General features: G+C 62.1%; 13 protein-coding genes. 4 read left to right on the top strand and 9 right to left on the bottom strand.

Annotation, left to right across the window (positions count from 1 at the left end; all coding sequences use genetic code 11):
* Positions 1 to 44: 44 nt before the first annotated feature.
* The 7 genes from CXG43_RS12155 to CXG43_RS12185 all read right to left on the bottom strand — a co-directional run bounded on the left by CXG43_RS12155 (position 45) and on the right by CXG43_RS12185 (position 6,693).
* Complete coding sequence (locus tag CXG43_RS12155; RefSeq protein WP_157825048.1) at positions 45 to 1,607, bottom strand: hypothetical protein; 1,563 nt, start codon at positions 1,605 to 1,607, stop codon at positions 45 to 47.
* The gene (gene rffA / locus CXG43_RS12160) at positions 1,607 to 2,737 is read right to left on the bottom strand and encodes a dTDP-4-amino-4,6-dideoxygalactose transaminase (protein ID WP_101100176.1); all 1,131 of its coding nucleotides are present in this window, start codon (positions 2,735 to 2,737) and stop codon (positions 1,607 to 1,609) included. The genes CXG43_RS12155 and rffA overlap by 1 nt, the downstream gene beginning before the upstream one ends.
* A gap of 30 nt (positions 2,738 to 2,767) precedes the next feature.
* Positions 2,768 to 3,151, bottom strand: a complete 384-nt coding sequence (locus CXG43_RS12165; RefSeq protein WP_101100177.1) for an EamA family transporter — start codon at positions 3,149 to 3,151, stop codon at positions 2,768 to 2,770.
* On the bottom strand, positions 3,148 to 3,903 hold the full coding sequence (locus tag CXG43_RS12170; protein WP_157825050.1) for a GNAT family N-acetyltransferase: 756 nt from the start codon (positions 3,901 to 3,903) through the stop codon (positions 3,148 to 3,150). Before CXG43_RS12170 ends, CXG43_RS12165 begins: the two co-directional genes overlap by 4 nt.
* On the bottom strand, positions 3,896 to 4,816 hold the full coding sequence (locus CXG43_RS12175) for a glycosyltransferase family 2 protein (RefSeq protein WP_232767772.1): 921 nt from the start codon (positions 4,814 to 4,816) through the stop codon (positions 3,896 to 3,898). The genes CXG43_RS12170 and CXG43_RS12175 overlap by 8 nt, the downstream gene beginning before the upstream one ends.
* 177 nt (positions 4,817 to 4,993) lie before the next feature.
* Positions 4,994 to 5,932: an electron transfer flavoprotein subunit alpha/FixB family protein gene (locus CXG43_RS12180; protein ID WP_101100180.1), complete on the bottom strand. Its 939-nt coding sequence runs from the start codon at positions 5,930 to 5,932 to the stop codon at positions 4,994 to 4,996.
* Positions 5,932 to 6,693 (bottom strand): electron transfer flavoprotein subunit beta/FixA family protein, encoded by a 762-nt coding sequence (locus tag CXG43_RS12185; RefSeq protein WP_101100276.1) that lies wholly within the window; start codon positions 6,691 to 6,693, stop codon positions 5,932 to 5,934. The genes CXG43_RS12180 and CXG43_RS12185 overlap by 1 nt, the downstream gene beginning before the upstream one ends.
* Before the next feature lie 256 nt (positions 6,694 to 6,949).
* On the opposite strand from CXG43_RS12185, the gene rfbB reads away from it, so the two are divergent.
* Genes rfbB through rfbD form a run of 4 tightly spaced genes read left to right on the top strand, consistent with a single transcriptional unit; the run spans position 6,950 to position 10,362 of the window.
* Positions 6,950 to 8,005 carry a dTDP-glucose 4,6-dehydratase gene (rfbB, locus tag CXG43_RS12190; protein WP_101100181.1) on the top strand — a complete coding sequence of 352 codons (1,056 nt, stop codon included), beginning with the start codon at positions 6,950 to 6,952 and terminating at the stop codon, positions 8,003 to 8,005.
* A gap of 22 nt (positions 8,006 to 8,027) precedes the next feature.
* Positions 8,028 to 8,915: a glucose-1-phosphate thymidylyltransferase RfbA gene (gene rfbA / locus CXG43_RS12195; protein ID WP_101100182.1), complete on the top strand. Its 888-nt coding sequence runs from the start codon at positions 8,028 to 8,030 to the stop codon at positions 8,913 to 8,915.
* Positions 8,912 to 9,469 (top strand): dTDP-4-dehydrorhamnose 3,5-epimerase, encoded by a 558-nt coding sequence (gene rfbC / locus CXG43_RS12200; protein ID WP_101100183.1) that lies wholly within the window; start codon positions 8,912 to 8,914, stop codon positions 9,467 to 9,469. The genes rfbA and rfbC overlap by 4 nt, the downstream gene beginning before the upstream one ends.
* Positions 9,466 to 10,362, top strand: coding sequence for a dTDP-4-dehydrorhamnose reductase (rfbD, locus tag CXG43_RS12205; RefSeq protein WP_101100184.1), 897 nt, complete (start codon positions 9,466 to 9,468; stop codon positions 10,360 to 10,362). The genes rfbC and rfbD overlap by 4 nt, the downstream gene beginning before the upstream one ends.
* A gap of 44 nt (positions 10,363 to 10,406) precedes the next feature.
* On the opposite strand, the gene CXG43_RS12210 is transcribed toward rfbD, so the two are convergent.
* A complete protein-coding gene (locus CXG43_RS12210) occupies positions 10,407 to 11,810 on the bottom strand; it encodes a mannose-1-phosphate guanylyltransferase/mannose-6-phosphate isomerase (RefSeq protein WP_101100185.1) in 1,404 nt (467 codons plus the stop codon).
* 18 nt (positions 11,811 to 11,828) lie between these two features.
* Positions 11,829 to 13,175, bottom strand: coding sequence for a phosphomannomutase (locus CXG43_RS12215; RefSeq protein WP_101100186.1), 1,347 nt, complete (start codon positions 13,173 to 13,175; stop codon positions 11,829 to 11,831).
* Positions 13,176 to 13,254 lie beyond the last annotated feature (79 nt).

Consider the following 13,254-nt stretch of genomic DNA (forward strand, 5'->3'; position numbering starts at 1 on the left):
GGCCTGAGATAGTGGGAAGGCAGGTGCAGTGGTGACCAGGTTTCTCATTGCATGCATACGACAACCTCACCATTTTCCAGATGGAGCGAGGCAGGGTCAGGATATTTCGGCGATGTCGAGCAAAACTCACTGAATTCAGGTGCCAGACGAACCGTTTGATCACTGCCAGTGGCTTCGTCAAACAGCGGATCGAGTGCCCAAGCAACGCTCAATGCGGAAATATTGAGATCGCCTTGGGCGATTTCACGCGCCACGTCGTGTCCCCAGTCAGAATCAACAAGCGCGAGCTTGGATGCCTGCCCGGAGAATTTCCCCGCAGCCATCTGGGTAATGTCACGGGCCTGCATCTGGTCCCAGCGGTTGAGGCGTTGCTGGTTGGAAAGAATCTGAGTGCTGTGCGCCGAGAAAATTCCAGCGCTGGCAACGAGCAGCACGCCTGCCAGTGTAGCCAAACGGCCACCACGTGCCGCAAGCAGTGCAATGGCGGCCGCCAAGGCGAAGGGAACAGCTATCAGTGTACGTGGCACCGGCCACCAGATCGTCGACGCCGCCGTCGGTATGAGTGCAGCGGCTGTAGCCGCCAAGAACGTTACAAGCGAAAGCCATCCCGCTCGCCGGTACCCGCGCAAAGAGGACGCAAGCAAGACAAAGAACCCTGCCAGTGCAAGGATTTTTGCTGGCCAGCCGGCGACGGTCTCCGAATCGGCCCATATAACCTGCACAAGGCCCATCAGTGCTTCGCTGCGTTGGCCAAGCATATCCGCCCCGATAAGCTCCGCGCGTTGGGTGGGCTCAAGGCCGAACATGAGCATGGTCATCTTCGCCACAATCGTACTGGTGGCGATGAGTACTGCACCGATCAACATGGCCCTGATGATCGGCTCAAGCCAGGCCCAACTGCCAGCAGATTTTCCCATGTAGGTGGGGGTGATGCCCATCTGCAGTCGCTGCATGTGCACGCACAACACAGCGATAGACATGTATGAAACGGCCAACTGATTGAATCCCATCGCCAGTGTCATGGCGAAAAGACTCGCCAGCACGTTGAATACCCTGGCTTCCTCCTGCTCCAATGCGAGGCGATACAGCCGGAGCGCAGCCCACAGGCTCAGGAACATCGCCGACATCGGCAATGCTGCCTGACGAAACGATACGTACTCTGCGTAGTAAGGATGGGAGCCCAGGAGGGCGCCGATGCCGACCGCAAGGATGGGGGAAGATCGCTTGGGGAGATCCAGTGCGTCCTTGAAGAACAGTCCGCTGAAAAAGGCGGTCGCAGCCAGCCCTATCGTCGAAAAGCTGGCCATGGTCAGGTTGCTGGCATGCAGCACGACGTCCATCAGCGCACTGCCATAGCGTCCCTGTGACAAGAAGAAATCGACCAGACTTTCGCCGGCGCCCCTGCGGATGATGCCGTAGTCATCAAGGCCATAGCCTGGAGTGAACCCGATCATCTTCGACGCAAGGAAAAAGCCGGCGTAGGACACCAGAAGCAACAGGCCTGCGTCGACACGATGTCCCCAGGACAACTGTGGTGTGGATGCGTCTCTGCTTCCGGTCGGATCCGGATCCGCATTTGACGTTGGCAAGTCAGCTGTCATCTTCATCAGCCCTCACGGATCGACGCCTCGGCGGCGTCCAGGACCTCATCCATCAGCGACTCCAGGCCGAGCCAGAGCGGGAGGCGAACCAGCCGGTTGCTGATGTCGTTGGTGACGTCCAGCGTGCCGGAAGCTCGCCCCAACTGCTCTCCAGCAGGCGAAGAATGCAGGGGGATGTAGTGGAAGACAGTCTGAACGGCGCGAGCCTTCATGCTGGCAATGAAGCGGGCACGGGCTTCCAGGCTGGGTAGCAGCAGGTAATACATGTGTGCATTGTGCTCACATGCCTCCGGTATCACCGGGCGCCGCAAGGTGCCGTCGGCTTCGTGAGGCGCTGCCCACGCATGGTAGCGATCCCAGATTGCAAGGCGCCTGGCAGTGATCTCTTCGGCATCATCCAGCTGAGCACTCAGAAATGCCGCGATGATTTCACCTGGGAGGTAGGACGAGCCCACATCGACCCACGTGTACTTGTCCACTTGCCCGCGGAAGAATCTACTGCGGTTGGTGCCTTTTTCGCGGATGATTTCCGCGCGCTCTCCATAAAAGGCATCTCGGCACAGCAGCGCGCCACCTTCCCCGGAGATGACATTCTTTGTTTCGTGGAAGCTGAAAGCACCAAGATCACCAATCGTGCCAAGCGCTCGCCCCTTGTAAGTTGACATGATGCCTTGTGCGGCATCTTCGACAACGGCCAGTCCGCGCCGCTGCGCAATATCAACGATCATGTCCATCTCGCAAGCCACACCAGCGTAATGGACAACACAGATAGCCCGAGTGCGCGGCGTAATTGCCGCTTCGATCAGTGACTCGTCGATGTTCAACGTGTCGGATCGCACATCGACAAAGACAGGAACTGCGCCTCGAAGTGCGAATGCATTTGCAGTAGATACGAAAGTGAACGAAGGCATGATCACCTCGTCGCCCGGTTTAAGATCCAGAAGCAGAGCGGCCATTTCGAGCGCCGCGGTGCAGGAATGCGTAAGCAAGGCTGTAGATGCTCCGGTGCGCTGTCGCAACCAGGCGTGGCACTGCTTGGTAAACGGCCCATCCCCAGACAGATGGCCATTGGCATGAGCCTGGCTGATCAAGGGGAGTTCCTTTCCAGTCATGAACGGGCGATTGAACGGAATCATGAGGTCTCTTTGCGATGCGATTAAGTAAAATCAGCCTTGGCTGATTATGACCAGTCCGACAATAACGGTCACCAGTCCGATCGCCTTGGATGGAGTGAATGCTTCGCCGAACAGGGGTACTGCCGCAATACATACGATTACGAAGTTGAGCGCCATGAACGGATATGCCCGGCTGAGCTCCAGACGCGACACCGCCAACATCCAGCAGAGCGATGCGGCGAAAGCAGCAAAAAAGGCCGATACGACCCAAGGCTGGAGAAGAAGCTGCACCACCGTTGGCAGTTTGCCCAACCACCCTGCCGTGGTTGCCTGATACGAAGTCGCCTGCCATTTGATGACGAGCTGGCCATAGCTGGTCAGGATGATTGTTGCGGCAACCATCGACCAGGGAAAAAGTGTCGGGGAAAAGTTCATGATGTGCTCCGCTGCGCGGCGATGCGCCGATCAATGTGGAAGGTGTCGTATGCACTTTCCAGCAGTAATCCTGCACGGGACCATTGCCGCTGCACGGTGTAGTTCCAGATCTGCGTGGAAATGCTCAACCGGCCCAGTCCGGTTTCTGCATAGTGGTGCAGCAGGTGACGCAGCAGCGTTCCGTAATGGCCTCTTCTTTCGAAAGAAGGATGGACTGCGTTCAGTACGATCTCCACCCCGCGATCCTTGATGTCGCATGTGGCAAAACCAGCCGCAACGCCGTCGTCAAATACCAGCCACGTATCGCTGCTGGGGTCGGAGGGATCGGCTCGGCTTTGCGCCCACTCGACGTACCCATCAAGAACCTGCGCCGCAGGCAGTAACGGGTTGGCAGCATAATGCGCGCGGTAATTTTTGAACGCCGTGGAAGCGATGCTGCGGATCGCTTCGAGATCGGTGACCTCCGCAAGCCGTACGTTGGCTGCTGCCTTGGCGCTCGGCGCAGGCAAGCCCACGTCATAGTAGACCAGCGTATCGGCATGGATAAGGGCTTCGCCACGCTGGACAAGCGCGTTGGGGATTGCGCAATCGCCTGCGGGGAAACGGGCGATGATCAACTCAGCCGTAGAGGCTTGGATCGCGCTGATCGCGCTTGCCACCTGAACGTGGCGGCCCAGGCTGGCGCGCTCCACGCGAATGGAGAAGCGGTTTGAATCTAGGGGAGAGTACCTGAGCAGCGGCGATTCATTCATTCTCGTCGTTCCATGAGTCGCGCCAGATGATGTATTGCGGTCGTCTCTTGCTTTCGTTGTGCACACGTCCAACATACAGGCCCACTACGCCAATGCTGGCCATCAGGAAGCTGCCCACTAGCCATACCGAAGCGAGAATGCTGGTGAAGCCTGCTACGCGAATGTCGCCCACGAGGTAGCGGTAGACAGCAAACGCAGCGACGCACAGGCCGACACCGGCCAGTGCGAACGCTGCGGACATGACCAGTCGCAACGGCTTGTCGGAGAAAGACAAGGCGATCCGCGTGGCCATTTGCAGCAGCTTGCGCAATGTGTAGCTACTTCTGCCCTCCGTGCGTCTTCCGTGCTCCACGGAAATGCGCGCGGTTCTGAAGCCGGTCCACCGGGCAAGAAGAGGCAAAAATCGGTCCGTTTCCGGCATCGCGTTCATTGCATCGATGACCTTGCGGCTGTACGCGCCAAAATTGGCAGTACTAGGGTCGTAGCTTGTGTCAGTCAGCCAGCCAAGGGTGCGGTAGAACGCGCGGGATCCGGTGCGCTTCAACCAAGTGTCACGTCGCTCGGTACGCTGCCCGAGGACAATTTCCACATCGTCGGTAAGTGCTTCTAGGAGCGCCGGAATTTCTTCAGGCACATCCTGCAGGTCGCAGTCCATGACAATGACGGCCGCGCCGCGCGTTTGCGCTATCCCGGCGCTGATCGCCGCATGTTGGCCGAAGTTTCGGGATAGTTTAAGGCCGCGCACTGCAGGGTGAAGCGCGGAGAGTTCGCTGATTCTGCTCCAAGCCTGATCTGGACTGTCATCGTCCACAAAAATGAGCTCGACGGTCCGGCCCATTCCGCTAACGGCGGCCAATATGCGCTCGGTCAACTCTTCAAGACAGCCCGCGCATCCATAGACAGGAACGACCACAGACACCTCCAGGCCAATCGGAAGACCCCGTGTGCCAGTCCGATCCGTAGTGTTCAATGACAGGGATGTTGAAGAGTTTGGAGACACGCGGGTGAAGAATCCAATAGTTGGAACGGGAAGAGCGTCGGCCGCACAGGGCGGCCGACGTTGCGGAGCCTACTATTCCACAAATGAGCCCTACAGAGCTTTCTCCAACTCTGGCAAAATCGTGAACAGGTCACCCGCCAGTCCAATGTCTGCAATTTCGAAGATCGGCGAATCCGGATCCTTGTTGATCGCAACGATGGTCCCCGCATCCTTGATACCGGTCAGGTGCTGGATCGCACCGCTGATGCCGATCGCCACGTACAGCTCCGGCGCGATGATCTTGCCGGTCTGGCCGACCTGCAGCTCATTGGGCACGTAGCCGGCATCCACTGCGGCGCGCGAGGCACCGACGGCGGCGCCCAGCTTGTCCGCCAGCTGGTAGATCACCTTGAAGTTCTCTTCCGAACCGACGCCGCGGCCACCGGAGACCACGCGCTTGGCGCTCTGCAGGTCAGGACGGTCGCTGCTGGCGGCGGCCAGGCCGATGAATCGGGTATGTGTCGGCAAGGTGACGTCCACGCTGAGCGCTTCCACGCTGGCGCTGCCACCTTGTGCGGCTTCAGCCCAGGACGCGCTGCGCACGGTGGCAACCACGGTCTGGTCGGCCGGGGCCTCGACGGTGATGATCGCGTTGCCGGCGTAGATCGGGCGTTTGAAGGTATGGCTGCCTTCCACGGTCATCAGGTCGGACACCTGGGCGACGCCCAGCAGGGCGGCCACGCAGGGCATCAGGTCCTTGCCGAAGGTGGTGGACGGGCCGAACACGTGGCTGTAACCGGCGGCGGCCTTGGCAATCTGCGGCGCCAGCACCTGCGCGATCGGGTTCGCGTTGGCGGCGTTGGCCACGGTCAGCACCTTGCTGACGCCGCTGATCTTTGCCGCCTCAGCCGCAACCGCGGCGGGGTCGGCAGCCAGCACCAGCACGTGCACTTCGGCGCCGCTGATCGCGGATGCTGCGCTGACGGTCTTGGCGGTGGCGGCGTTGAGCTTGCCGTCGTGGTGTTCGGCGATGACGAGAATCGTGCTCATTACAGCAACCCCTTCTGCTTGAGTGCGGCCACCAACTCGGCGGCATCCTTGACCATCACGCCCTTGCTGCGCTTGCCCGGTGCGGCATAGGTGGTGGTCTTCAGGGTATCCACGGCGTCAACGCCCAGATCCGCCAGTTGCAGGGTTTCCAGCGGCTTGGCCTTGGCCTTCATGATGTCGGGCAGCTTGATGAAGCGCGGCTCATTCAGGCGCAGGTCGGTGGTGACCACGGCCGGCAGGTCCACTTCCAGCGTTTCCAAGCCGGCATCGACTTCACGGGTCACCGTGGCCTTGCGGTCGGCGCCCGCTTCTCCGGAAATTTCCAGCTTGCTGGCGAATGTCGCCTGCGGGCGGCCCCAGATCGTGGCCAGCATCTGGCCGGTCTGGCTGGCGTCGTCATCGATGGCCTGCTTGCCCAGGATGACCAGCTCCGGCTGTTCTTTTTCGATCAGCTTGAGCAGGGCACGCGCGGCAGTGAGCGGCTGGATGGCCTGGTCGGTCACGATGTGGATGGCGCGATTGGCACCCATGGCGAGGCCGTTGCGCAGGTGCGCCTGGGCGTCGGCCGGGGCAATGGTGGCGACGATGACTTCGCTGGCGATGCCCTTGTCGCGCAGGCGCAGGGCTTCTTCCAGCGCGATTTCATCGAAAGGATTTGGAGACAGCTTGACGCCGTCGGTCACCACGCCGGAGCCGTCCGGCTTGACCTGAATGCGGACGTTGTAGTCCACCACGCGCTTGTACGCGACGAGGATTTTCATCTGGTACGGGTCCTTCACTATCGGGGGTCGTCCGGTCCTGACAGCAGCAACCGGTTCGGGGGTGGGATCCGATTCTAACTGGCGATTGGCGGCCATGCGAATGCGTATGGTGAGGTAGATGATGGTGCAGCGCGGCATGGCGCAGTCCATATCATCCCCAAAGAGGCCTTCCATGGAGCCCCGTTGTATCCTTTGCGACTGAATCGCCCGCGCCTTGGAGGCCTGGACATTCATCCCATTACAGGAGAAACAGGTAGTGCCCACTTGGCTTGTCACCGGCGGCGCCGGATTCATTGGCGGTAATTTCGTCCTCGAAGCAGCAGCCCGCGGCGTCAAGGTCATCAATCTCGATGCCCTGACCTATGCCGGCAACCTGAAGACCCTGAGCAGTCTGGAAGGCAATCCCGACCATGTCTTCGTGGAAGGTGATATCGGTGACAGTGCGCTGGTATCGCGCTTGCTGGCCGAACACCAGCCCGATGCAGTGCTGAACTTTGCCGCCGAAAGCCACGTCGATCGCTCCATCGACGGCCCGGGCGCCTTCATCCAGACCAACGTGGTCGGCACGCTCGGCCTGCTGGAAGCGGTGCGCGACTACTGGAAGGCGCTGCCGGCCGACAAGGGCGTGGCGTTCCGCTTCCTGCATGTGTCCACCGATGAGGTCTACGGCACGCTGGGCGAGACCGGCAAGTTCAGCGAGACCACGCCGTACGCGCCCAACTCGCCGTACTCGGCCTCCAAGGCGGCCTCGGACCATCTGGTGCGCGCGTTCCACCACACCTACGGGCTGCCGGTGCTGACCACCAATTGTTCCAACAACTACGGTCCGTACCACTTCCCGGAGAAGCTGATCCCGCTGGTGATCGCCAAGGCGCTGGCCGGCGAGCCGCTGCCGGTGTATGGCGATGGCAAGCAGGTGCGCGACTGGCTGTTCGTGTCCGACCACTGCGAAGCGATCCGCACCGTGCTGGCCAAGGGCCGCGTCGGCGAAACCTATAATGTCGGCGGCAATTCCGAAAAGCAGAACATCGAAGTCGTGCAGGCGATCTGCGCGCTGCTGGATGCACGTCGTCCGCGCGAAGACGGCCAGCCCCGCAGCAGCCAGATCACCTACGTCACCGATCGCCCGGGCCACGACCGCCGCTATGCAATCGACGCCTCCAAGCTGAAGGACGAACTGGGCTGGGAGCCGGCTTACACGTTCGAGCAGGGCATCGGCTTCACCGTCGACTGGTACCTGGACAACCAGGAATGGGTGAACGGCGTGCTCGATGGCAGCTACCGCCTGCAGCGCATCGGCACCACCGCCTGAGCCCACAAAGGACCACATATCCATGACGCAGCGTAAAGGCATCATCCTTGCCGGGGGCTCAGGCACCCGGCTTTATCCGATCACCAAGGGCGTCAGCAAGCAGCTGCTGCCGGTGTACGACAAGCCGATGATCTATTACCCGCTCAGCGTGCTGATGCTGGCGGGCATTCGTGAAGTGCTGATCATCAACACCCCGCACGAGCAGGCGCTGTTCCAGCAGCTGTTGGGCGACGGTTCGCAGTGGGGCATGGACATCCAGTACGCCGCCCAGCCGAGCCCGGATGGCTTGGCCCAGGCGTATCTCATCGGCCGCGAGTTCCTGGATGGCAAGCCCAGCTGCCTGGTGCTCGGTGACAACGTGTTCCACGGACATGGCCTGACCGAGGTGCTTAAACGCGCCGATGCGCGCGATGAGGGCGCTACCGTGTTCGGCTACTGGGTCAACGACCCGGAACGTTACGGGGTTGCCGAATTCGACAAGGACGGCAAGGTGATCGGGCTGGTAGAAAAGCCTGCACAACCGCGCTCGAACTATGCGGTGACCGGTTTGTATTTCTACGATGGCAAGGCCAGCGAGTACGCTGCTGAGTTGAAGCCTTCGCCGCGCGGTGAACTGGAAATCACCGACCTCAACCAGCGTTACCTGGACGAGGGTGCATTGCATCTGGAGCCGCTGGGTCGCGGTTACGCGTGGCTGGATACCGGCACGCACCAGTCGTTGCTGGAAGCTTCGAACTTCATCGAAACGATCCAGACCCGCCAGGGCCTGCAGGTCTGCTGTCCTGAAGAGATCGCACTGGGCAACGGCTGGATTGACGTGGCCCAGCTTGAGTCCTTGGCCGCACCGCTCATCAAGAATGCCTACGGCCAGTATCTCCATGCTTTGGCCCAGCGGGGCTCGGTTCCGTGAAAATCGTCCCAACTCAGCTTCCAGGATGTGTCGTACTGGAGCCTCGGGTATTTGGAGACGCCCGCGGCTTTTTCTTCGAGGGTTGGAACAAAGAGCGTTTCGAGGCAGAAGGTTTGCGGATGGATTTTGTCCAGAGCAACATTTCGTCGTCCACACGCGGCGTGCTGCGTGGCCTGCATTACCAGTGGCCTCGGCCGCAGGGAAAGCTGGTCAGCGTTCTGGAGGGTGAGGTCTACGATGTAGCGGTGGATATCCGTCAAGGGTCTCCGACGTTCGGAAAACACGCGTCAGTGATTCTCAGCGCTGAAAATCGGCGGCAGTTCTGGATCCCGGAGGGCTTCGCTCACGGATTCGCGGTGTTGTCCGAGCGCGCTCTGTTCCACTACATGTGCACCGACGTTTACGTGGCGGAGGCGGATGCGGGACTTCGCTGGAACGATGCCGACGTGGCGGTGGACTGGCCGATCTCCAACCCGACGTTGTCGGCAAAGGATGAGGCTGCCCCGTTCCTGAAGGATATCGCCGAAGAGCGGCTGCCGGTGTTCGTCGCATGACGGTCCTGGTGTTCGGCGGCAACGGCCAGGTCGGCCAGGAGCTGCTGCGTGCGCTGGCGCCGCTGGGCCAGGTGGTGGCCACCACGCGCAGCGGCGTGCTGCCGGACGGCAGCGCCTGCGAGGTTGCAGACTTCAACCAGCCCGGGTCGCTGGTCGCGCTGCTGGATCGCGTGCGACCCGCAATGGTGGTCAACGCTGCCGCTTATACGGCGGTGGACAAGGCGGAGCAGGAGGTGGAGGCGGCGTTCCGTGCCAACGCCGAGGCACCTGGCGTGATTGCACGCTGGTGCGCGGCTGCGGGCGTGCCGTTCGTGCATTACTCCACTGACTACGTGTTCAACGGTGAAGGCACCGCGCCTTACCGGGAAGACCAGCCGACCGCTCCGCTGGGCGTATATGGCACCAGCAAGCGCGACGGCGAAGACGCCGTGCGTGCTGCCGGCGGACGCCACATGATCTTCCGCACGGCGTGGGTGTATGCCTCGCACTGTGCCAATTTCCTGCGCACGATGTTGCGCGTGGGGCCCGAGCGTGACGCATTGCGGGTGGTGGCTGACCAGGTCGGTACGCCGACGCCGGCAGCGCTGATTGCGGATGTCACTGCACAGGCCCTGCAGCACGCGGGCGGACTTTCCGGCACGTGGCACCTGACCGCTTCCGGGCAGACCAGCTGGCATGGTTTCGCCGAGGCGATCTTCGCCGAAGCCCTCGCACGCGGCGTTCTGACCAAGGTGCCGAGCGTGGAAGCGATTGCCAGCTCGGAGTACCCGACGCCGGCCAAGCGGCCGTCCTGGTCGGTGCTGGACAACCGCAAGCTGCAGCAGGATTTCGGCATCGCCTTGCCGTCCTGGCAGGATGGCCTGGAGCGGGTGATCGGCGAGATCGCGGGCTGACTAGGAGCCCGTCTCCGAGGCGGGATGCGTGGACTTACGGTCGGCTACTGCCGACCGTAAGTATCTTCAAATCGCACGATATCGTCTTCGCCAAGGTAGCTGCCGGACTGCACCTCGATCAGCTCCAAGGGAAGGCGTCCCGGATTACGCAGGCGGTGGGTGACGCCGAGCGGGATGTAGGTGCTCTGGTTTTCGCTGAGCAGCAGCACTTCCTCACCGCGGGTGACCTCGGCCGTGCCGCTCACCACGATCCAGTGTTCGGCGCGGTGATGGTGCATCTGCAGGCTCAGCGTGCCACCGGGCTTGACGGTGATGCGCTTGACCTGGAAACGTGCGCCGTTGTCGATGGAATCGTAGGCGCCCCACGGGCGGTATACCTTGCGGTGCCAGGTCGCTTCGCTGCGTCCTTCGGCCTTCAACTGCGCAACCACGGCCTTGACCTCCTGCATGCGGTCGCCCTTGCCGACCAGCACCGCATCGTCGGTTTCCACGACGATCACGTCATCCAGTCCGACCATCGCCACCAGGCGTTGACCGTAGGCATACGTGTTGCGGCAGTCGATCGCGATCACATCGCCCTGGTGCGCGTTGCCATCGCCATCCTGCTGCGATACGTCGCGTAGCGCGGTCCACGATCCGACGTCGTTCCAGCCGGCATCCAGCGGCACCACCACCGCATCGGCAGTCTTCTCCATCACCGCGTAATCGATGGAATCAGAAGGAACGGCAGTGAATGCGTCCTTGTCCAGACGGGTGAAGTCGGCGTCACGTCGTGCCTTGCTCCAGGCGTCGCGGCTGCCCGCCAGCATAGCCGGCTGGAAGCGTTCCAGTTCCTGCAGGTAACGCGATGCCTTGAACAGGAACATGCCGCTGTTCCAGTAGTACTGGCCGCTGGCAACGTAATCGGTTGCCGTGGCGAGGTCCGGCTTTTCGACGAACCGCTCGACCGCTCGGGCGCCTTCGCCGGCGGCCGCCTTGATGTAGCCGTAGCCGGTTTCCGGGCCGGTAGGCACGATGCCGAAGGTCACCAGCTTGCCGGCTTCGGCAGCGCCCGCTGCCTGCTCTACCGCGCGCAGGAAGGCGGCGTCGTCGCTGATCACATGGTCCGAGGGCAGCACCAGCAGCAACGAATCCGCGCCATCGCGGGTGGCCTCCAGCGCGGCAACCGCGATGGCCGGCGCGGTATTGCGGCCGACCGGTTCCAGGATGATCGCGGCGGGCTCTGCACCCACCTGCTGCAGCTGCTCTGCGGCGACGAAGCGATGCTCCTCGTTGGCGATGACCAACGGCCCGCGCGCGGCGATGGCTTGGACGCGCTTCCAGGTGGCCTGCAGCATGGTCAGCTCGCTGGCCAGTGGCAGGAACTGCTTCGGATACGCCTCGCGCGACAAGGGCCACAGGCGCGTGCCGGAACCACCGGACAGGATGACGGGCTGGATGCTGTTCATGGATACGGACATCCCGGGTTACTGTTGCAGCAGCGAAGAGATTTCGTCGGTACGCGACTGCAGCAGGGCCGCATCGCCGCGCGTTTCGACATTCAACCGCAGCAACGGCTCGGTGTTGGAGCTGCGCAGGTTGAAGCGCCAGTCGCCGAAATCGGCACTGATGCCGTCGGTGTGGTCCAGCGCGGGTGCATGCGAGGCGAAGTGGTCCATCACGCGTGCCACCGATACCTTCGCATCGGCCACCTTGAAGTTGATTTCGCCGCTGCACGGATAGGCCGCCATGCGGTCTTCAACCCAGTCGGCCAGCGAGCGGCCGCTTTCGGAAACCAGCGCGGCGATCAGCAGCCAGGGGATCATCCCGGAGTCAGCGTAGGCGAACTCGCGGAAGTAGTGATGGGCGCTCATTTCGCCGCCGTACACGGCATCCTCACCGCGCATCTTTTCCTTGATGAAAGCGTGGCCGCTCTTGCACAGCACCGGGATGCCACCGGCCTGCTCGACCATCTCCACCGTGTTCCAGACCAGGCGCGGATCGTGCACGACCTTGCCGCCCGGGTGACGCTTCAGCGCGGCCTGGGCCAGCAGGCCGACAAGGTAATAGCCTTCGATGAAACGGCCGGTGTGGTCGAAGAAGAAGCAACGGTCGAAGTCGCCGTCCCACGCGATGCCGAAGTCGGCGCCATGCTCACGCACCGCTTCGGCGGTGGCGGCGCGGTTTTCCGGCAGCAGCGGGTTGGGGATGCCGTTGGGGAAATTGCCGTCCGGCTCGTGGTTGACCCGGATGAACTGCAGCGGCAGGTGTGGCGCCAGCAGATCGACGATCGCACCGGCGCCGCCGTTGCCCGCATTGACCACCACTTTCAGTGGCTTCAGCGCAGCAACGTCAACGTAGGACAGCAGGTGCGCGACGTAGGCGCTCTTGTCGTGCTGCTCGCTCTGGCCGGCCTTGGGCGGCAGGGCAGCTGCGGTATCGGCTGCCACCGCATCGGAGATAGCGAACAGGCCGGTATCGGAACTGATCGGGCGCGCTTTCTCGCGCACCAGCTTCATGCCGTTGTAATCCATAGGGTTATGGCTGGCGGTCACCATCACGCCGCCAGCCGCGCCCAGGTGGTCGGTCTGGAAATAGACTTCCTCGGTACCGCACAGGCCGATGTCGATGACCTCGCGGCCTGCGCCGCGCAGTCCGACGACCAGCGCATCCTGCAGCGCCGCGCTGGTCAGGCGCACGTCGTGGCCGACGACCACGGTTCCTGGCTCCAGCTGGTCCGAGAGTGCCACGCCGATGCGCCGGGCCAGGTCTTCGTTCAGTTCGTCCGGCACGCGGCCGCGGATGTCATAGGCCTTGAAGGCGGGCAGGGGCATCGGTCACTCCATTGGGGGGTCCAGCCGCTTAGTTTATACGCCCATGTGTATGGGAATCGTTGTCAGGGCCGCATGCACC

It is taken from the genome of Stenotrophomonas sp. Bg11-02 (assembly GCF_002836635.1).
Lineage (GTDB): Bacteria > Pseudomonadota > Gammaproteobacteria > Xanthomonadales > Xanthomonadaceae > Stenotrophomonas > Stenotrophomonas lacuserhaii.